General features: G+C 63.6%; 4 protein-coding genes. All 4 read right to left on the bottom strand.

Going from position 1 to position 21730, the window contains the following annotated elements; all coding sequences use genetic code 11:
* Positions 1-69: 69 nt before the first annotated feature.
* The 4 genes from AC07VR_RS07275 to AC07VR_RS07260 all read right to left on the bottom strand — a co-directional run bounded on the left by AC07VR_RS07275 (position 70) and on the right by AC07VR_RS07260 (position 21729).
* On the bottom strand, positions 70-14004 hold the full coding sequence (locus tag AC07VR_RS07275) for a non-ribosomal peptide synthase/polyketide synthase (RefSeq protein WP_495010856.1): 13935 nt from the start codon (positions 14002-14004) through the stop codon (positions 70-72).
* A 58-nt stretch (positions 14005-14062) separates the two neighbouring features.
* On the bottom strand, positions 14063-17125 hold the full coding sequence (locus AC07VR_RS07270) for a non-ribosomal peptide synthetase (protein ID WP_495010855.1): 3063 nt from the start codon (positions 17123-17125) through the stop codon (positions 14063-14065).
* 111 nt (positions 17126-17236) lie between these two features.
* Complete coding sequence (locus tag AC07VR_RS07265; RefSeq protein WP_494994867.1) at positions 17237-18283, bottom strand: TauD/TfdA family dioxygenase; 1047 nt, start codon at positions 18281-18283, stop codon at positions 17237-17239.
* A gap of 17 nt (positions 18284-18300) precedes the next feature.
* The gene (locus tag AC07VR_RS07260; protein WP_495010854.1) at positions 18301-21729 is read right to left on the bottom strand and encodes a condensation domain-containing protein; all 3429 of its coding nucleotides are present in this window, start codon (positions 21727-21729) and stop codon (positions 18301-18303) included.
* Between the last annotated feature and the right edge of the window lies 1 nt (position 21730).

Here is a 21730-nt window from a genome sequence, read left to right as displayed (position 1 = left end):
AGAAAAACGTAGAGGCACGTGCGCCGCGGTCGGCGCACTCCGAAGTCAAATTCAGGGCAATGACGGGGCTCACTTCTTCGGCCCCAGGCGTTTGAGCAGGGTGTCGAGGGTCGCCTGGTTCATGCCTTTGGCCAGCGGGAAGTCCGACGGCATCAGCGTCCCGGCCTGCGGGTCGAGGCAATGCTCGACCAGCGCTTGCAAGTACTCCAGCAGACGGCCAGGCAAGCGGCTGTCAGCGGCCGGGGTGACGCTGTGCCATTCGACACGCAGTACGCCATCTTCCAGCCAGGCCACCACTTCACGGTCATGGGTCACCCGGTTGGCCAACGCCACTTCCGGCGGCGGGGTCAGGGTGCTGGCGCGCAACCAACCCTGCGGCGTTTGCTCATGCCCCAGGTAGTTGAACAGCACATCGCCACGGCCCGGCGGCAACTCGCCGCGTTGACGCAGCAGCCCATGGCCAAGGCCCTGACCCGGCACGGCGCGCAAGGCTTCCTTGGCGTTGCGCACCCGATCACCGGGGGGGCCGCTTGCGTTCACGCGCAACGGGAACAGGGTGGTGAACCAACCGACGGTGCGGCTGACATCCAGGCCTTCGAACGGCGCATCGCGGCCATGGCGCTCCAGATCCACCACGATGTCGGCGCGGCTTTCGGCTTCCGCCAGGGTGGCGGCGAGGGCGGCAATCAGCAGTTCTTCCGGTTGCGTGCGGTACGCGGCCTGGGACTCGGTCAGCCATTGGTGGGTGCGGGTGGCATCCCAGCGAGCCGACAACGTCTGCCGCTCGGCGACTGTGGCCACCGGCGGGATGTTCGCGGTGGTCTGGGCGTTCCAGTAGCGCTGTTCGGTACCGACCGTGGCCGCATGGGCGTGCAGGTGCTCGGCCCATTGCCGGTAGGACGTGGTTTTCGCCGGCAGACTCGGCTTCTCGCCACGTTCCAGCCCTTGATACAGCTGCTGGAAATCTTCCAGCAACGGCGTCCACGACACCGCGTCGACGACCAGGTGATGCGCGACCAGATACAGGCGTTGCGGTTCGCCCTCCAGCAAGGCCGCCGCGAACAGTGGGCCGTGTTGCAGGTCCAGGTTTTGCGCGATGCTTTCCAGTTGCTCCAAATGCTCGCAGCACGTCAATTGCGCGGGTGCAACGGGGGCGAGGTGTGCTTGCCATTGCCCGTCAACCTCGGTGAAGCGCAGGCGCAAGGCGTCGTGATGGGCGACCAGTCGGTCCAGCGTTGCCTGCACGAGGTCCGGCTGCAGACGACGGTCGCTGTCGGCCAACACCGACTGGTTCCAGTGCGCGGCCTGCGGCTGTTGTTGGTCGAAGAACCACTGATGCAACGGCATCAACGGCATCGGACCGGTCACGTCGCCTTGTTCGGCCAGGGTCAGCAGCGGGCTGGCCACCTGAGCCAATGCCGCCGGGGTCGGCGAGCGGAACAGGTCTTTTGGCGTGAGCGAGTAGCCTTGCTCACGCAGCCGCGAGATCAGCTTCAAACCGAGAATCGAATCACCGCCGAGGGCGAAGAAACTGTCCGAGGTACCGACCTCGCGACCACCGGTCAAGGCTTCGCCGAGCAGTTCGCCGAACAACTGGCAGAGCAGGGTTTCCAGTTCATTGCGCGGTGCGGCGTAATCTTCCTGAGTCTGTGGCAATGGCAGGGCGGCCAAGGCCTTGCGGTCGATCTTGCCGTTGGGTGTCAGGGGTAGGGCCGGTACTTCGACCCATACCGCTGGCACCATGTACGCCGGCAGCTCGGCGCTGAGTAGGGCGCCCAGCGCCGACTGCGCAGCGCTGCTGCTGTAGAACGCCACCAAGCGGTTGTCGATCACCAGGGTGCAGGCGCCGGTGATTGCAGGCTGGTTCAGCAGCGCTGCATCGATTTCCCCCAGTTCGATTCGTTGGCCACGCAGTTTCACCTGATGGTCGAGACGCCCCAGGTATTCGATGTTGCCATCGGCGAGGAAGCGGCAACGGTCGCCGGTGCGGTACAGGCGATCACCGTCGATGAACGGGCTGGCGAGGAAGCGTTCCTCTGTCAGGTCCGGCCGCTTCAGGTAACCCCGAGCGACGCCGACCCCGCCGATGTACAGCTCGCCGATGCTGCCGATCGGCAGTGGCTGCATCGCCTCGTCGAGAATGTACAACCGCAGGTTGGCGATCGGTTGGCCGATCGGCACGACCAGGTCGTCCACCGAGCAACGCCATACCGAGACGTCGATCGCCGCTTCGGTCGGGCCATACAGGTTGACCAGCGCGGCCGGGTGTTGGCTCATGAAACGCCGCACCAGATCCACCGGCAGCGCTTCGCCGCTGGCAAACACCTGACGCAGGCTGCGGCAGTCGGTCAGGCTCGGCTCTTCGACAAAGGCGCGCAGCATCGACGGTACGAAGTGCAGGGTGGAGACCAGTTCCTGCTGGATCAATTGGCTGAGGTACGCCGGATCGCGATGACCGTCCGGACGAGCCACCACCAAGGTGGCGCCAGTGATCAGCGGCCAGAAGAACTCCCACACCGACACGTCGAAACTGTACGGGGTTTTCTGCAAGACGCGGTCGTTCGGGCCAATCGGGAAGGCGTCCTGCATCCAGTGCAGACGGTTCATCAAGGCGCCGTGTTCGTTCATCACGCCTTTCGGTTGGCCGGTGGAACCGGAGGTGTAGAGCACGTAGGCCAGGTCGTTGGCGCTGACGCTGATCGGCTCGCCGACTTCAGCCTTTGGCAAGGCATCCAGCGTCCAGGCGTTGTGCCCGGCCGGCAGACGCGCCAGCCATTGTGGTTGGGTCAAGCTGACCTGGGCGTCAGCGTCGGCAATCAGGAACGCCAGACGCGCAGCCGGCAGTTCCGGATCCAGCGGCAACCACGCCGCACCGGCATGCACGATGCCGAGCAGGGCCACGACCATTTCCACCGAGCGCTGCATGCACACCGGGACGATGGCGCCGCAGCCAATACCGGCAGCGCGCAAAGCCCGGGCGACGGTTTGCGCGCGCTGATCGAGCTCGGCGTAACTCAGGCGTTGGCCTTCGAACACCAGTGCCGGAGCGTTGGGGCTCAGCGCCGCTTGTTGGGTCAGGGCGGTGTGCAGGTTGCTCGGGCCGCTGTAATGACGTTCGGTAGCGTTCCAGCGATCCAGTTGCTGCTGATCCTGTTGTTGCGGGAACAGTTCAACCAGCGCCAGCTCCGGCGTCGCCACCAGAGCGTCCAGCAGGGCACACCATTGCGCGCTCCAGCGCTGCATCGTCGACTCGTCATACAGCGCCGCCTGGTATTCCAGCGCGAGGCTCATGTCGCTGCCGTCGTCCTGGACTTCCCAGCTCTGTTCGAACTTGGCATCGATCACCGGCAGCGTCTGCTCTTCGATGTTCAGCCCCGGCCATTGGCTGCTGTCCATGCGGCCGTGGTTGAGGGAGAACATCACCTGGAACAGCGGCGTGCGGTTAAGGTCGCGGCGTTGGGCCACGGCGCCGACCAAGGTGGCGAACGGCAGGTCGGCATGGGCCTGAGCTGCGCGCAGGTCTGCTTCAACGCTGGCGAGCAACTGCTCGGCCGGGGCCTGTTGGTCGACTTCACCGCGAATCACCAAGGTGTTTACCAGGCACGCCAGCAGCGCCTGGGTTTGTGGCTGATCACGTTGATCGGCCGGGGTGCCAAGGCGAATATCACGCTGACCGCTGTAGCGGGCGAGCAGGGCAGTCAGGGCAGTGGCCAGCACGACATAGGTGGTGGTGCCGCGTTGACGGGCGAACTGGCGGATCGCCTCGGCTCGCTGGGCGCCGAGGCTGACAGTCAGTTGTTGGGCGCGACGTTCCGCTTCGACACCGCGTGGATGGTCAAGCGGCAGGTCGAGTTGGTAGTCGTCCTGGCCGAGGTGGTTTTTCCAGTAATCCAGGCTGTCGTTGCGCCGAGCCTGGGTGTCCGGGTGCTGCTGCCACAGGGCGAAATCGACATAGTCGACGTCCAGCGCCGCCCAGACGGGCGACTGCCCGTTCAGGCCGGCGCTGTAGGCCTGGGCCAGTTCGTCGATCAGCAATTGCATGGCCCAACCGTCGGTAGCGCTATGGTGCAGGCACACCAGCAACAGGCTTTCGTCGCTGCCTTGACGTTGCAACAGTTGCGCGCGCCAAGGTGCGGCGGCAGCCAGGTTGAACGGTGCCATCAGCTCGTTCTGAGCAACGGCGCACGCCGCCGCCCAGTCTTGTGTGGCGACCGAAGTGACCGCGAGCGCCGGGCCGTGATCGTCGATCAACAACTGCGGCTCGCCCTGGACTTCGACAATGCGGCTACGTAGCACCAGGTGGCGCTCGCTGACCTGCTCGAACGCCTCACGCAAGGCCTGAACCTGAAGCTCGCCACGCAAGGTCAGGGCGAACGGCATGTGGTACTCGCGGGAATCCGGCACCAGGCGGCTGAGCATCCAGAACCGTTGCTGAGCCAGACCGAGTGGCAGTTGTGCCGGACGCGGCTGTGCGGTGATCAGTTCGCCCGGCATCGCCGCGCGCAGATGACCGGCAAGCGCCGCCACCGTTGGTTGGGCAAATACCAGCGCCAGCGGCAGGGTGGCGCCGAGGCGTTCACGGACCCGGGCGACCAGCCGGGTGGCCAGCAAGGAGTGGCCACCGAGGTGGAAGAAGTGATCGTCGATTCCCACCGACGGGCATTCCAGCAGTTCGCTGAACAACTCGCAGAGCACTGTTTCAGTGGCGTTGCGCGGTGCTGTGCGTGGCTGGTCACTTTTCGTTTCAGGCAATGCCATGGCGGCCAGCGCTTTGCGGTCGAGCTTGCCGTTGCTGTTGAGTGGCAGGCTGTCGAGTTGCACCAAAAGGCTTGGGAGCATGTGCGAAGGCAGGCTGTCGCTCAATGCCGCGCGCAGTGCAGCTTCTTCGGCGTCACCACACCAGAAGCTCACCAGACGCTGATCAAGCAACAGCGTGGCGGCATCGCGAACGCCGGTCTGTGCCAGCAATTCAGCGTCGATTTCCCCCAGTTCGATTCGTTGGCCACGCAGTTTCACCTGATGGTCGAGACGCCCCAGGTATTCGATGTTGCCATCGGCGAGGAAGCGGCAACGGTCGCCGGTGCGGTACAGGCGATCACCGTCGATGAACGGGCTGGCGAGGAAGCGTTCCTCTGTCAGGTCCGGCCGCTTCAGGTAACCCCGAGCGACGCCGACCCCGCCGATGTACAGCTCGCCGATGCTGCCGATCGGCAGTGGCTGCATCGCCTCGTCGAGAATGTACAACCGCAGGTTGGCGATCGGTTGGCCGATCGGCACGACCAGGTCGTCCACCGAGCAACGCCATACCGAGACGTCGATCGCCGCTTCGGTCGGGCCATACAGGTTGACCAGCGCGGCCGGGTGTTGGCTCATGAAACGCCGCACCAGATCCACCGGCAGCGCTTCGCCGCTGGCAAACACCTGACGCAGGCTGCGGCAGTCGGTCAGGCTCGGCTCTTCGACAAAGGCGCGCAGCATCGACGGTTCGAAGTGCAGGGTGGTGACCTGTTCCTGCTGGATCAATTGGCTGAGGTACGCCGGATCGCGATGACCGTCCGGACGAGCCACCACCAAGGTGGCGCCAGTGATCAGCGGCCAGAAGAACTCCCACACCGACACGTCGAAACTGTACGGGGTTTTCTGCAAGACGCGGTCGTTCGGGCCAATCGGGAAGGCGTCCTGCATCCAGTGCAGACGGTTCATCAAGGCGCCGTGTTCGTTCATCACGCCTTTCGGTTGGCCGGTGGAACCGGAGGTGTAGAGCACGTAGGCCAGGTCGTTGGCGCTGACGCTGATCGGCTCGCCGACTTCAGCCTTTGGCAAGGCATCCAGCGTCCAGGCGTTGTGCCCGGCCGGCAGACGCGCCAGCCATTGTGGTTGGGTCAAGCTGACCTGGGCGTCAGCGTCGGCAATCAGGAACGCCAGACGCGCAGCCGGCAGTTCCGGATCCAGCGGCAACCACGCCGCACCGGCATGCACGATGCCGAGCAGGGCCACGACCATTTCCACCGAGCGCTGCATGCACACCGGGACGATGGCGCCGCAGCCAATACCGGCAGCGCGCAAAGCCCGGGCGACGGTTTGCGCGCGCTGATCGAGCTCGGCGTAACTCAGGCGTTGGCCTTCGAACACCAGTGCCGGAGCGTTGGGGCTCAGCGCCGCTTGTTGGGTCAGGGCGGTGTGCAGGTTGCTCGGGCCGCTGTAATGATGTTCGGTAGCGTTCCACTCGAACAGTTGCCGTTGACGTTCCGGCACCGTCAACGGTGACCAGTCGCCGAGGCGAGTCTGTGGTGCATCGAGCATGGTTTCGAGCAATTGTTGCCATTGCGCCAGCCAACCTCGGGCCGTGGTTTCGCTGAACAGTGCGGCGCGGTATTCGAGCAATACCGACAACACCTCGCCGTCATGCACTTCCCAGTTCAAGTCGTACTTGGTGGCCTGAGCGGTCACCGCGCGTTCGCGCACCTGCAATTGCGGCCAGTGGCTGGCCGAAGTGTCGGCGTTCTGCATCACGAACAACACCTGGAACAGCGGCGTCTGGCCGAGGCTGCGTTCTGGCGCCAGGTGCTCAACCAGCTGATCGAACGGCACGTCCTGATGCTGCTGGGCATCCAGCACGCGGTTGCGTACCTGGCTCAGCAAACCTTCGAAATCCAGCGCCGGGTCGAGGTCGGCGCGCATCACCAGGGTGTTGACGAAGCAACCGATCAGCGGCTGCAGTTCGGCCAGCGGACGCTGGCCGACCGGACTGCCGACCCGTACGTCGCGCTGGTTGGCATAGCGTCCCAACAGCAGTTGCGCTGCACTGAGCATCAGCATGTACAGGGTGGCGCCGCGTTGCTGGGCGAACTGCCGCAAGCGTCCCACCAGTTCTGGCGGCAGTTGCAGTTGTACCGCACCGGCAACCGGGTCGAGCTGGTTTGGCCGCCCCTGTTCGGTGGGCAGGTCCAACAGGTAATTGCCGTCTTCCAGTTGCGTGCGCCAGTACTCGAGTTGACCACGGAACAATGCCTGCTGCCCTGATTCGCGCTGCCAGAGCGCGTAATCCGGGTATTGCAGCGCCAGATTCGGCAGTGCGGCGACGGTGCCTAGGCATTGAGCGGCGTAGAACTGCGCGAGTTCATCCAGCAGATTCTGGCTGGATGCATCGTCGGTGGCGCAGTGGTGCACGGTCAGCAACAGCAACGCCTGGGCGCGACCGCTGCGCTGTATCAGCGTGGCGCGGATCGGCACTTGGGTGGCAAGGTCGAAACGGTGTCCGGTTTCGGCGTGGATGGCATCAAAGGTCAGCTGTTGCCAGGTATCGTCGGTGGGCGCGTCCAGCGCGGCCACGCGCAAGGTGAGGTGGGCGTCGGTTTCGATGATCAGCGCCAACTCGCCAGCGGTATCGCGCACGATCCGGCTGCGCAGGATTTCGTGGCGTTGAACCACGCTGTTCAGGGACGACTGCAAGGCCTGGGTGTTCAGCTCACCGTCGAACTGCACGGCGCTGACCACGTTGTATTCGCCACCGCCGGCGCTCAATTGCTCGAGGAACCACAAGCGTTGCTGTTCGAACGACAACGGCAAACGGGCGGGACGTGCCACCGGGATGAAGGTCGCCGCTGGCGCATGCAGCGGCTCACCCAACAGGTCGGCCAGCGCGTCGAGGGTTGGGTGTTCGAACACTGCACGTAGTGACGGAACCGTGGCGAACTGTTGGCGCAGACGGGCAAACAGCACCGCCGCCAGCAGCGAATGACCGCCGAGGTAGAAGAAATGACTGTCGCGACCAATCTGGGTCAGCGGCACGTTCAGCAGCTCGGACCACAGGGCGGCGAGTTGCTGTTCGGCGACGGTGCGCGGCGGGTCCTGCGCATCCGGTTCAGCCTGGATGTCCGGCGCTGGCAGGGCCTTGCGGTTGAGTTTGCCGTTGTCGGTCAGCGGCAATTCATCGAGCAGCACGAACGCTGACGGCACCATGTAGTCGGGCAGGGCGGCGCCGATGGTTTTGCGCCAGGCGTTGATGTTGGCCTGCTGGTCGCAGGTGACGTAAGCCACCAGACGCTTGTCGCCGGGCAGGTCTTCTCGGGCCAGCACCACCGCCTGACGGACACCCGGTTGGGCGCCGATCAAGGCTTCGATTTCACCCAGCTCGACACGGAAACCACGGATTTTCACCTGATGGTCCATGCGCCCCAGGTATTCGAGCTGACCGTCGGGCAGCCAGCGCACCAGGTCGCCGGACTTGTACATCCGCGCACCCGCCAGCGGCGAGAACGGGTCTTCGATGAACACCTTCGCGGTCTGTTCGGCGCGGTTGAGGTAGCCCAGGGTCACGCCGGCACCACCGATGTGCAGTTCACCCGGAACGCCGACCGGCATCGGATTGAGAAAGGCATCGAGCACGTAAGTGCGCACGTTGGCAATCGGCCGCCCGATGATCGGACGCTGCGGGTAGTCATCGACGGCGCACCCGGTCGCATCGACGGTGCATTCGGTGGGGCCGTAAGTGTTGAAGAAGCGGCTGCCGGCAATCGATGGCAGGCGCTGCCAGAGCTGCGCATCCACCGCGTCGCCACCGAACAGCACGAAGCGCGGCAGGTAAACCTCGCCCCGGCGCACGCCGTCGCTTTCGAGCAAGACCTTGAGCTGCGCCGGGGTGCATTCGAAAGCGTCCAGGTGGGTTTCGCGGAAAAACTGCGCCAGTGCCTCGGGGTCGTAGCGCACGTCTTCCGGGGTCAGGTACAGGCTATGGCCGTCGAGCAGCAAGATGAGCTCGGCCACCGAACTGTCGAAGGCAAACGAATAGTTGAAACTGCTGCGCATCGGTTGATCGGTGTAGCGCCGATACAGGCCATGGATGCGCGCCCAGGCCAGGTTGACCACCGAACCGTTGGTGACCAATGTGCCCTTGGGCTTACCGGTCGAGCCGGAGGTGTACATGATGTAGGCCAGGTCATCGGGACCGGCCAGTGGCGTGAGGTTGTTGTCCGGCTGATCGGCGAACAGTGCCGCGTCGCTGTCCAGGCGCAAGCGCGGCAGTTCGGCACCCAGCTGCTCCAGTAAGCCCTGCTGGCCGAGGAACAACGCAGGTTGCGCGTCTTCGAGCATGTACGCCAGACGATCCACCGGGTAGGTCGGGTCCAGCGGCACGTAGGCGCCACCCGCTTTGAGAATGCCCAGCAAACCGATCAACAACTCCAGCGAGCGCTCGACACACAGCGCCACCGGGCGATTGGCGACCACGCCTTGACTGCGTAGGTAATGCGCGACCTGATTGGCCCGACGGTTCAGTTCGCCGTAGCTCAGGCTGCGGCCTTCGAAGCACAGCGCGTCACGCTCCGGGGTGCGCTCGGCCTGCTGCTCAAACAGTTGGGCGAAGGTCAGGTGTTGCGGCACCTCCATCTCGGTACGGTTCCACTCGACCACGGTGCGCTGCCATTCCGCTGCCATCAACAGCGGCAGGGCGGCCACCGGGCGTTGCGGCTCGGCGAGCATTTGCTCAAGCAAGTGTTCCAGGCGGGCGAGGGTTTGGCGGGCGCTGTCGGCGGCGAACAGATCCAGGGCGAACATCAGCTCCAGCTGAATCGGCGTATTGGCCGGGCACAGCACGTGCAGGTCCAGATCGCATTCGGACTGTTTGAGCGGGGTGTCGAGGGCTTCGAATTCCAGCCCCGGGAAGCGCAACCGCGATTCCATGGCCAGCTGCTGGGCGACCATCACTTGATACAGCGGCGCATGACTGAGGCTGCGCGGCAGTTGCAGGCTGTCCACCAGTTGCTCGAACGGCAGATCCTGATGCTGCAAACCCTCGCGCAGACGCTGGGCCACCTGGCCGACCAGCGTGGTGAAATCCGCTTGCGGCTCAAAGTCGGCACGGATGGCCAGGTTGTTCAGCAAAATGCCGAGCAAACCTTCGGTGCCCGGTTGTTCACGGTGGGTGACCGGGGTGCCGATCAACACGGTGGCGTCGCCACTCAAGCGGTGCATCAGCACGGTGAACCCGGTGAACAACACGGTGAACGGTGTGGTGCCCAGGCGACTGGCAAAGGCTTGCACCCGGCCACTGAGGTCGGCACTGAGTTCACGCTGCACAATGCCGGCGCGGTAGGTTTGCACCGAAGGCCGCGGATAGTCGGTGGGCAAGGCCAGCAGCGGACTGCCTTCGCTGTTGCGACGATCCAGCGTGGTGGTCCAGTAATCAAGTTGGCGCTTGAGTTCGGCGCCTTGCAGGTGTTCGCGCTGCCACAGGGCAAAATCGGCGTATTGCACCGCCAGGGCCGGGAGTTCGGCGGGCGCACCGTTGCAACGGGCTTCATAACCGAGCGCCAGTTCGCGCAGGGCGATGGTCGCCGACCACGCGTCCGAGACCAGGTGATGCAGGGCGATGCCCAGCACATGTTCACCCGGTGCAACACGTAGCAGTCGTGCACGCAGCAACGGCGGCGAGGTCAGGTCGAACGGCTGCTCAAAGGTTTCTTGCAGGGCATTGAACTGCGCACCTTCGCGAGCAGTGGCGCCCAGGCCCGACAAGTCATCGAACGGCAATGCAATGTTCAACGATTCGCTGATGTGCTGGCTGGGCACGCCATCAGTGCTGCGGATGCCGGTGCGCAGGATTTCATGACGCACCAGCAAATCATTCAGGCTGGCGTGCAGCGCTTCGACGTTGAGTTCACCTTTGAGATGCAGGGCAAACGGGATGTTGAACAGCGTCGTGCCGGGCGTCAGTTGCTCGATGAACCACAGGCGTTGTTGCGAGAACGACAGCGGCAGTAGCGCCGGGCGCACCTGGGCTTTAGGCGCACTGATCGCGGCGGCTTGCGGCGCTGCAGCGTCAGCCTGGCGCACGGCGATGGCGACAGCCAGCAGCGCCACGGTCGGTTGTTCGAACAGCACCCGCAACGGCAGGTCGAGTTTGAAATGGGTGCGCAGGCGCGCGACGATCTGGGTGGCCAGCAGCGAGTGGCCGCCGAGGGTGAAGAAGTTGTCTTCCACGCCTACGGTGTCGCGACCCAGAACCTCAGCCCAGATCTTCGCCACGGCAGCTTCCAGCTCGTTGCGTGGCGCAATGCTTTCCTGGGTATCGGCCTGCCAGTTCAGTTCCTGGGCGGCCAGGGCCTTGCGGTCGACCTTGCCGTTGTTGTTCAGCGGCAAACGCTCCAGGCACACGAACGCGGCCGGCACCATGTACGGCGGCAGTTGTGCGCGCAGGTGTTCGGTTAGCCCGTCGTTGCCCAAAGTATCGTCATGGGCCGACCAGTAGGCCACCAGCCAGGCTTCGCCAACGCTGTTTTCGCGCAGCAGCACGGCGGCTTCGCGCACGTTCGGGTGCTGGGCCAGACGGTGTTCGATTTCGGTCAGTTCGATCCGGTGACCGCGCAGTTTCACTTGCTGGTCGCGGCGGCCGAGGTATTCGATCACCCCATCGGCACGCCAGCGCCCGAGGTCACCGGTGCGGTACACGCGACCTTCAAGCTGCGGGTGGTCGATGAATGCGTCAGCGGTGCGTTGCGGATCGTGCAGGTAGCCGCGGCCGACGCCGACGCCACCGACACAGATTTCCCCGGCAACGCCAATCGGCACCGGCCGCAGCGCTTCGTCCAGCACGTACAAGCGGTTGTTGGCGGTCGGCTGGCCGATGGGCATATGGCTGACATTAGCGTCCGGCGCTTCGAAAATCGGCTGGAAGGCCACGTCGTCGGCACATTCGGCCGGACCGTAGGCGTTCATCAGTGCGATGTCGGGGAAACGCGCAAACCAGTCCCGGGCCACGGTCGGCGGCAGCGCTTCACCGGTGGGCAGCACCCAGCGCAGATCGGGCAGTTGCAGGTCACACGGGCACAGCGCAAGCAGCGTGCGCATCAGGCTCGGGACAATTTCCAGCACGCTGAGGCGGTCGCTGGCGATGACTTGCAGAAGGCGTTGTGGGTCGTGCGCCACGTCGTCCGGCAGGATGTGCAGCGTGGCGCCCAGTACTGGCGCGGCGAGGAACTGCCACACGGAAATGTCGAAGGCCACCGAAGCGGTCTGTGGAATTCGGTCTTCGGCGTTCAGCCCCAGGGCCGGCACTTTGCCGAAGATGTTATTGAGCATGCCGCGTTGTTCGATCATCACGCCTTTGGGCGTACCGGTCGAGCCCGAGGTGAACAGCACGTAGGCCAGGCTGTCCGGGCCGCCGAGCAACGGCAGCGGCGCATCGTTGGCGGACTTCCAGCAGGCTTCGGCGAGCAGGGCGTCTGGTGCCTGATCGAGACCGCTGAGCAACTGGTCGACCAGAGCGCTGCACTCTTCGCTGGCCACCAGCAACGGTGCGCGGGACAGGCTGAGGATTTCCCGCAGGCGCTCGGGCGGGTGATTGACTTCAAGGGGCAACATAGCTGCGCCGGTCTTGAACACGGCAATCATCATGGTCAACAGCGCCAGACCACGCGGGGCCACCAGCGCGACCAGTTGATCTTCAACGGCACCGGCCTCGCGCAAGGCATGCGCCAGGCGCGTGGCGCGCTGATCCAGCTCGGCGTAGGTCAGGGATTCACCGTCGCAGATCGCAGCAATCTGCCCGCCGCGTTGGGCGACCTGGGCGGCAAACAGTTCGGCGTAACTATGATCCAGCGGGAAGTCGTGGGGATTGACGGCCCAGTCGCTCAACAGTTGCTGACGCTCATCAGCGGCCAGCAGTTCGAAACTGCCCAGCGACGCATCCGGTGCGGCGAGCATGCTGCGCACCAGGCTGGCGATGTGACCAAGCAAGCGCTGCACGGTCGACGCCTCGAAACGCTCGCGATCGTAAGACACACGAATGCCCAACTGCTCGCCGGGCAGGATCACTACGGTCAATCCATAGTGGGTGTGCACGCTGTGGTCCATACCTTCGAGGCTGAACTGGAAACCGCCTTCCAGAATCTGCTCGTCGATCGGGGCGTTTTCGAATACCAGGATGCTGTCGAACAGGGTTTCACCCCGGGGGAAATCGCTCCAGCCCTGAATGTCGGTCAGGGGTGTGTGCTCAAAGTCGCGCATGTCGACGTTCAGCCCTTGCAGCGCGTTCAGCCAACTGCCGAGCGACGCGTCGGGGTCCACCGACACCCGCAGCGGCAGGGTGTTGATGAACAGGCCGATCATCTCTGCCACGCCGGTCAGCTCCGCCGGACGACCGGCGACGGTGACGCCGAACAGCACGTCGCGTTGGCCGCTATAGCGTGACAGCAACAGCGACCAGACACCTTGGAAGAAGGTGTTCGGGGTGATCCGGTGGCTACGGCAGAACGCTGCCAATGCCTGGGTTTCCTGCTCGGTCAGGTGAATCAGCTGATCGTCCACCAGCACCGCGTCGGTGTAACGGTCGCGAGTCACGCCGTTGTCCACGGTCAGCGGTGTGGGCGCATTCAGGCCCTGCAACTGGCCACGCCAGAACTGCTCGGCCTTGCCTGCATCCTGACGTTGCAGCCATTGGATGTAATCACGGAACGGGCGCGGGCTCTTGAGTTCAGGCGCGCGCTCATTGCACAGTGCTTCGTAGACTTTGAGGAAGTCCACGGTCACCAGGGAAATGCACCAGGCATCCATCAGGATGTGGTGGAAGCTGCGAATGAATTCGTAGGACTCATCGGCCAGTCGCACCAGGCGGAAGCGGATCAGCGGCGGCTTCGACAGGTTGAAACCGACTTTCTGTTCGTCCGCAAGCAACGTGCGGATCCGCGCTTCCTGTTCGTGCGGGGCGAGTCCGCGCAGGTCGAGGGTGTCCAGCGGCACCTTGACCTCGCGATGGATCACCTGCACCGGTTGTTTTTGGGTTTTCCACTGGAAACTGGCGCGCAGCGACGGGTGCAGCGCCACCACCTGGCGCCAGGATTCAAGGAATGCCACTTCATCAATGGCACCGCCGATGCGGTAGCGATCCTGCATCAGGTAAACGCCGGAGTCTTCATGCAGCAGGGAATGGAACAGCATCCCCTGCTGCAACGGCGACAGCGGGTAGATGTCTTCTATCGGATTGGCAGTGTTTTTTTCGGTGGTCATTGAAAGCGTCCTGCAAAAAAAGGGGCGACGGTGATGGCACGGCGGCGAGGGAAACCGGTCACAGGTCGGCCTCGCTCAGCTCGGCCATCAGCGCCTGCATTTCGTCATCGGACAGGCCCGAAGCGCTGAACTCGACGCTATCGGCAAGCGGCTCGACGGTGTCAGCGGCCAGCGGCTGTGCGACTTCGGCCATGGCCGCGATGGTCTGGCGCTCGAAGACATGCTTGGCCGAGAGCGCAATGCCTTGCTCATGGGCCTGGGCCACCACTTGCAGGCTGAGAATCGAGTCGCCGCCGATGGCGAAGAAGTTCTCGGTGACGCTCACGGTCGACAGCTTCAAGACCTTGGCGACGATGGCTTGCAGGGTGGTTTCCATCGCATTGCGCGGTGCCACGTGGGCGTCTTCGTCGAACTGGTCCGGGTCGGGCAACTGGCGGGTGTCGAGCTTGCCATTGGGCGTGCGCGGGAAGGTCGGCAGGGTCAGCACTCGGGTCGGCACCATGTACGACGGCAGGCGTTCACCGAGAAAACGCTTGATCGCTTCCGAGTCCGGCGCATAGCCATGCGCCGCCAAAATGTAGGCCAGCAGACGTTTGCCGGCGGCGTGCTCTTGCACGATCACCGCGGCTTCGCGCACATCGCTATGGCTGCACAGTTGACGCTCGATTTCCCCGAGTTCGATGCGGTAGCCGCGTAATTTGACCTGATGGTCCTTGCGCCCGAGGAACGCCAGGCGTCCGTCCGCCAGCCAGCAGGCCAAGTCGCCCGTGCGGTAGGCGCGGGTACCGTCGGCCAGGGTGACAAAGGCCTTGGCGGTTTCTTCGGGTTTGTTGCGGTAACCGCGCGCCAGGGTCGGGCCGGCGAGGACGATTTCGCCCGGTTCACCGATGCTGCTGGTGACGCCGTGTTCGTTCAGCACCCGCAGGTCCATGCCTGCAATCGGACGGCCAATGGTCAAGGCGCGGCTCGGGTCCAGCACTTCATAGGTGGCCCAGACCGTGGCTTCGGTGGGGCCGTATTCGTTCACCAACCGGGCTTGCGGCAAGGTCTTGCTGTGCTGGGCGATCAATGAAGGCGGGCAGGCTTCACCAGCGACAATCCAGCACTCAAGGCTGTTGGCACCGCCATCGCGTTGCAATTGATCGAGCAAAGCCTGATACAGCGACGGCAGCGACAGACCGTGGCTGACCCGATGCTGGGCAATCAACTGCGCCAGACGGGCCATCTCCAGTTCTTCGCCTGTGGCTGGCAGCACCAGACGGCCGCCCTGGGCCAGGGTCCAGAAAATCCCGGCGACCGAGCTGTCAAAGGCAAACGATGACAGCAGCAGGTAAGCGCGCACCGGCGCCTCATAGGCGGCCATGCGCACTTGGGTCGATAAACTGAGTGCGCCGTGGCTGATTTCCACGGCTTTCGGTGCGCCGGTGGAGCCAGAGGTGTAAATCAGATACGCCAGGTCGTCCGCACCGGGCATGGGCAGTGGCGGCAGGTCACTGTTTTTTACAGTTGTCAGATCGTCAAGCACAAAGCGTTGCAGACTGGCGGGCACGCTGTCAGCCAATTCGGCGCTGACCACGATGTGCGCAATGGCACTGTCGGCGAGCATGTAGGCACGGCGATCCGCCGGGTAGGTCGGATCAACCGGCACGTAAGCGCCACCGGCCTTCAACACCGCGAGCATGGCGACGATGGCTGCGTTGCTGCGGGCGAACAGAATGCCGACGGGCACGCCCGGACCGATGCCGGCCGCCACCAGTTGATGGGCCAGATGCGTTGCGCAGGCATCGAGCCGGGCGTAGCTCAGGTCGCCGTCCTTGTCGCTGAGCGCGATGGCATTCGGCTGTTGCTGAACCTGACGGGCAATCAGCTCGACCAGGGTCACCGGTTCGATCGATGACAAGTTCGGTTGGGCACCGATAATTTGTGCTTGAAGCGGCCCGTTCAGTGGCAGATGAGCCCAGGCTTGCTGCGGTTCGGCCAGCGCGCCCAGCAGCAGCTGTAGCCATTGTTCGGCGAGGCAGGCCGCCGCTTCGCTGCTTAACGTGTGGCGGTCGTAAACCACCTGAGCGTGCAACCTGTCGGGCAATTGACGAACATCCAGACAGGCCTTTACCGGGCTCATCACCGCGCTGGCATAACGCTCCCAGGTATCGCCCGAACGCCAGGCGAAGGCGTAACCGCCAGTCAGGTCCTGGGTGTAATAGTCCTGCCAACCAACCGTCCGCTCGATCATGGCGCCGACGTGTTGGCTTTGCTCCAGCAGGGTCGCCTGGGCCTGCAGATCGATGCGCACCGGCAGGCACTGCTCGAACAAACCCAGCGCGTTTTCAAGTTCCGGGCCACGGCTTTCGTGGATCAGTGTGATCGGGACTTGCTGCTGGCCGGCGAGTCGTCCGAGTACTGCGGCCCAGGCTGTCAGCATCAGGTTTGAGGTCAGGGACGGATGGCGGGCGAGATCGGCGGGCACTGCGATCTCCAGGTGCGCCGGCGCAAACACTTTGCCGCTGGTGGATTCAAGCGACAGCTGCAAGGCCGGCTGTTCGGTTTCGCTTAATGGTTTCCAGAAGCTCACGCCCGGATGGTCCGGCTCGTCTTCCGTCAGGCTCCAGCGCCACTCAGCGTAATCGGCGTATTGCAGGGCTTCGGACAGGTCCGGTTGAGCGTCTTGCAACAGCGCAGCAGCCAGCAGTTTCAGGCTGGCGAGGTCGAAGTGGCTGCTGGCGGCGGCCAGGTCCAGTACCGATTGTTCATCCGACAGTTGCACCAACGTCACGGACAGCGGGTTTGCCCAGTCGCGGGCCAGCGCAGCGAGGCTGGCCAGTGCAGCGTCCTGATCCGTGGGGCTGTGCCGACGCAAATCCTGTACGGTCACGGCCAGTGCACAAGTGTTGTGAATCACCTGCACCGGGTGCCGCAGACCCGGCACCGGCGTCAGGCGCGTGCGCAGGATTTCACTGTCGGCCATCAGTGCCAGCAGACGGCTGTTCAGCGAAATTGCGTCCACCGGACGGGACAACGACCACTGCAAATGGCAACTGAACGGGTGTTCGGTCGTGCCGTTGATGTGCGGGTACACAGATGCCTGTTGCGGCGAAATACGAAAACCTTGAAGTCCGCTCATGTTCAACTCGACTAAAAATGGGGCTTGAAACTGGGCCACGACAGCGGCGCTGAGGCTCGCCGAACAGATGTCAGGCAACCTCTGGCGAGCAACTGGTGTACCCGTTGAAAGTCAGACGGCGACGTCACTCTGCAGCAGGGCCTCGGCCATGCCGGTCATGATTGCGCGCTTGCCGGTGAAAGGTTCGCGACCGTGCACCGCGAGCATGTTGTCGATGAACAACACGTCGCCCTGTTGCCAGCTGAAGCGCACCAGCGAGTCGAGGTAGGCCGCTCGCAGCGACTCCAGCACCTGCGGTTCAATCGGTTCGCCATCGCCATAAAAAGTGTTGGTGGGCAGGTCGAGGTCGTTGAAGTTGCTTTGCAGCGAATCGCGGATCGCCGGGGGCAGGGTGCTGATATGGAAGAAGGTCGCGTGGTTGAACCAGACTTCTTCGCCGGTACGCGGGTGACGCACCACCGCCGGCCCGCGCTGGCGTGTACGCAAGCGGTTGTTTTCTTTCCATTCCACTTCGATGCCGACGCTGGCGCAGTAGGCTTCCACTTCACTGCGGTCTTCGGACTGGAACACGGTCTGCCACGGCAGGCCGAAACCGTCGCCATAGTTGCGCACATACAGCACGCCTTTTTCACGGAACCGCGCTTCGATGTCGGGGCTGATCTTTGCCTTCACCGCACGGGTCGAGCCGATCGGGGTTTCGCCACCGGTCTCGGACGGGATATGGCAGTAAAAGAACAAACGCAGCGGAAAGCGTGGCGAATAGGAATGTTCGTTGTGCGGAAAAATCATCTGGTCGGCCGGGTAGTCGGTCGAGGTATAAATGTTGCCGCCGACCCGGGTGCGCGGCGAGGCGCGGAACATGTATTCCAGCGCACCGGGGGAGAGGGCGGCGATCACCTGATCGAATTGCTCCACGGACAACACCGAGAACCCGCGAAACAGCAGGGCGCCGTATTGCAGCAGTTTCTTCTCAATGCTTTCACGTTCACGGGTCGCCCAGGCGACCAGATCGACGCCGCTGACCGCCGGCTCAATCACCAGCGGCAAGGCGTGGTCCGGGCTGAGCAGGCGCTCGCTGACCAGTTGCTGTTCCGAGACGTTCATGGCTTTGCGGCGCACAGCGCCGAGGGCGCGAGACGATGGGGGCACGATAGACATAAAGGCATCCAACTCGGTTAAAGGGTCAATGAGCGACGTTTGGTTTGCATCAGCTGGCTGCGACCGGCCAGGGCTTGGGACTGTTGGCGTTCGCGCTGGAAAACCTGATCCCATGCGCCGAGGCGTTCGGCCAGTGCCGGCAGCGATTCGTCCAACAGGTTCCGGGTTTCGCCCAACAGGCGCGTCCACAGGTGTTGCAGGCGCAAGGCGCGATCCTGATCGAAGCAGTCGCCGCGATACTTGAGGGTCGCATCGATGCCTTCGGCACCGTGCACCAGATCGAGCACCAGGTGGAAATCCCCCGGCGCCTGCGCCACGTCCAGCGCCGTCATGTGCGCACCGGCGATATCGGTCGGGGTTACCCGTGACGGTTGATAGTTGAGCTTGACCTGGAACAGCGGCGAGTGACCGGCACGACGCTCCGGCGCCAGTGCCGACACCACCAGATCGAAAGGCAGACCCTGATGGGCGTAGGCCAGTCGTGCCTGGTCGCGAACCCGCTCAAGGAAACCGGCCAGGGTCGGTTTGCCATGCAGGTCGCAGCGCAGGATCAGTTGGTTGACGAAGAAACCGATGACGTCGTTGTGTTCCGCCAACGGACGGCCGCTGACGTCGGTGCCCAGCAGAAACTGCTCCTGGCCACCCAGTTGCTTGAGCACCAGCTGATAGCTGGCCAGCAACAGCATGAACAGGGTCATGCCTTGCTCGCGGGCCAGGGTTGCAAGGTGTTCGCAGGTCGCTTGAGGCACGCTGAAGTTCAGGCTGTGCTCGCCATGGGTCTGGCCACTGCCACCTAGATCGAGGGTTTGCGGCACGTTTGCCAGATGCTCACGCCAGAAGTCTTGCTGCGCAGCAATCCGTTGAGCGCTCCAATGCTCGGTTTCCCAGTGGGCGAAATCCAGATATTGCACCGGCAGTTCGGCGTCGGTGACGCCGGCCAGTTCTGCCAGCAATACTTGCGCCGAGCGCCCGTCGAATGCGATGTGGTGCAGGGTCAGCAGCAGGTTGTGCCGCTCGTCGTTTCGGCTGAGCAGTTGAGCGCGCAGCAGCGGTCCGGTTTCCAGTTCGACTGGCGTGGCGTGTTCGTTGGCCAGGCAGTGTTGGAGTGCTTGCTGTTGCTGCGGCTCGCTCTGGTCACGCAAGTCGTGCCAGGTCAGTGGCACGGCGGTGGCCGGCAGCACCTGTTGCTGCGGGCCATTGACCCCGTCGCGATACACCGTGCGCAATACACTGTGACGGCTGACCAGCGTGTTCAGCCGCAGCGCCAGGGTTTCGATATCCAGCGGACCTTGCAGGCTCAGGTGCAACACCAGATTGTGCCGGGTGTCGTCCGGATTCAGTTGGCGCAAAAACCACAGGCGACTTTGCGCGAATGATTGACGACTTTGGCTGACGTTCGTACGTGCGGTCGAGGCGTTAGCCATCGGCGATGGCTCGCTCAGGAAACCCTGCAAGGCCAGCGCCCATTGCGCCAGGGTTTGTTCGCCGAACAGGCTTTGGGTGTCGAGCTTCCAGCCCAGATCCTTGTGCAGGCGAGCGGCGAAGTCGGCGACGCTGATGGAATCCAGACCCAAGCCGATCAAGCTGAGTTCGAAGTCTGCCACGAGATACGGATTGACCTCGCGCAGGGTTTGTTCAAGCCATTGGCGGCAAGCGGTTTGCGCGAGTTGCGGCGTATTGCCCACCAACTGCTTCAGTTGAATGAGGTCAATGGTTTCGCTGTTCGGGGCGATCTGCCCGCCGCTCTGGGCGATGATGCTCAAAGTACCCGCAGCCAGTTGTTTGCGTGCACCCTGACGGGCGATCTTGCCGCTGGTGGTCATAGGGATGGTGCCAGCTTGCACCAGCACAATCTGATCGATGCCGCAGTCGGCGGCTTCGCGCACGGCGTTTTGCATTGACGCAAACAGCACCGGGTGATGCGCCGGGTCGACGAACTTGCGTTGTGGCTCGGCGACGATCACCAATTTCTCGCGACCCAGCAGCGGGTCCATTTCCGAAAACGCGGCGATGCGCCCGGTGCGAATGCCCGGCTCGGAATCGGTAATGGCGAATTCAATGTCGTGGGGGTACAGGTTGCGCCCGTTGAGAATCAGCAGATCCTTCAGACGCCCGCAGATCACCACCTGACCTTCGTGCATGAAACCCAGGTCGCCGGAACGCAGATAATTGCCGGGTTCGCCGACAATGCGCGCCTCAAAGGCTTCGCGGCTGGCTTCGGGGTTTTTCCAATAGGCTTCGGCGTTGCTCGGGCCGCTCAGCCAGATTTCGCCGATGCGATCGGCAGCGCAGCGTTCATGGCTCTGCGGATCGGCGATGGCGATGCTGTGCAAGGCCTGCGGATAACCGCAGGCGACGAATTCCACGGCGGCGGCATCGGTTGCCGCGAGGGCAACACGACCGGTTTCCAGTACGGCCTTGTCCAGACGCAACACCACCGGCAGCGCGTCGGCCGGCGTGGCGCTGACGCACAACGTCGCTTCGGCCTGGCCATAACCCGGACTGATCGCCAGAGGATTGAGACCGCAAGCGGCAAAGCGCTGGGCGAAGGCTTCGAGGGTGCCGGGGTGGATCGGTTCGGCGCCGTTGATTGCGTGTTGCCAGGCACTTAGGTCGAGCTGCGCGATCAGGTTGTCGCTGACCACCCGGTTGCACAGGGCAAAGGCGAAATTGGGGGCAAAACTGGCGCTGGCGCGGTAGCGGCTCAACGCCTGAAGCCAGGTAGACGGCGCGTTGACGAAGGTCTGCGAAGCCATCAGGTAGCAGGGCATACCGCTATAAAGCGGGGCCAGCATGCCACCGATCAAACCCATGTCGTGGTACAGCGGCAACCAGTTGACCATGCCGCCATGTTCATCGAAACCGTAAGCCTGACGCATCAGTTCGACGTTGGCGATCAGGTTGCGCTGGCGTACTTCAACGCCTTTTGGCGTGCCGGTGGAGCCTGAGGTGTATTGCAGGAAGGCAACGGTCGCACCGTCGACATTCGGGCGTTGCCAGTCACTGGATGGCGGCATGCCCAGGTTCTGGACCGTCAACACGTCGATTTGGTTTTCCACCAGTTCCAGCAATGCCTGGCAATGATCCGCCGGTGCGAGGATCAGTGCCGGTTCGGCATCCACCACCACCTTGCGCACGCGGTCGAGGTGCCGGGGCTTGCGCGACGGCGGCGGGAACAACGGCACAGCAATCAGGCCGGCATATAAGCAGGCGCAAAACGCGCGTGCGTAGTCGAGGCTGCTGGGCAGCATCAACAACACGCGATCGCCCGCTGCGTAACGCGATTGCAGGGCGGCCGCGAGGGATCGGGACTGCTCGTACAGTTGGGCAAAGGTCAGGGTTTCGCCGATCTCGACGCCGTCCGGCAAGAAGTGCAGGGCAGCACGCTGCGGGAAGTGCAGGGCGTTGGCCTCCAGCACTTCGATCCAGTGATTGAATGAGAACATG

The organism is Pseudomonas sp. GW821-FHT02H09, assembly GCF_059421425.1.
This window is presented reverse-complemented; position numbering and strand designations above follow the sequence as displayed.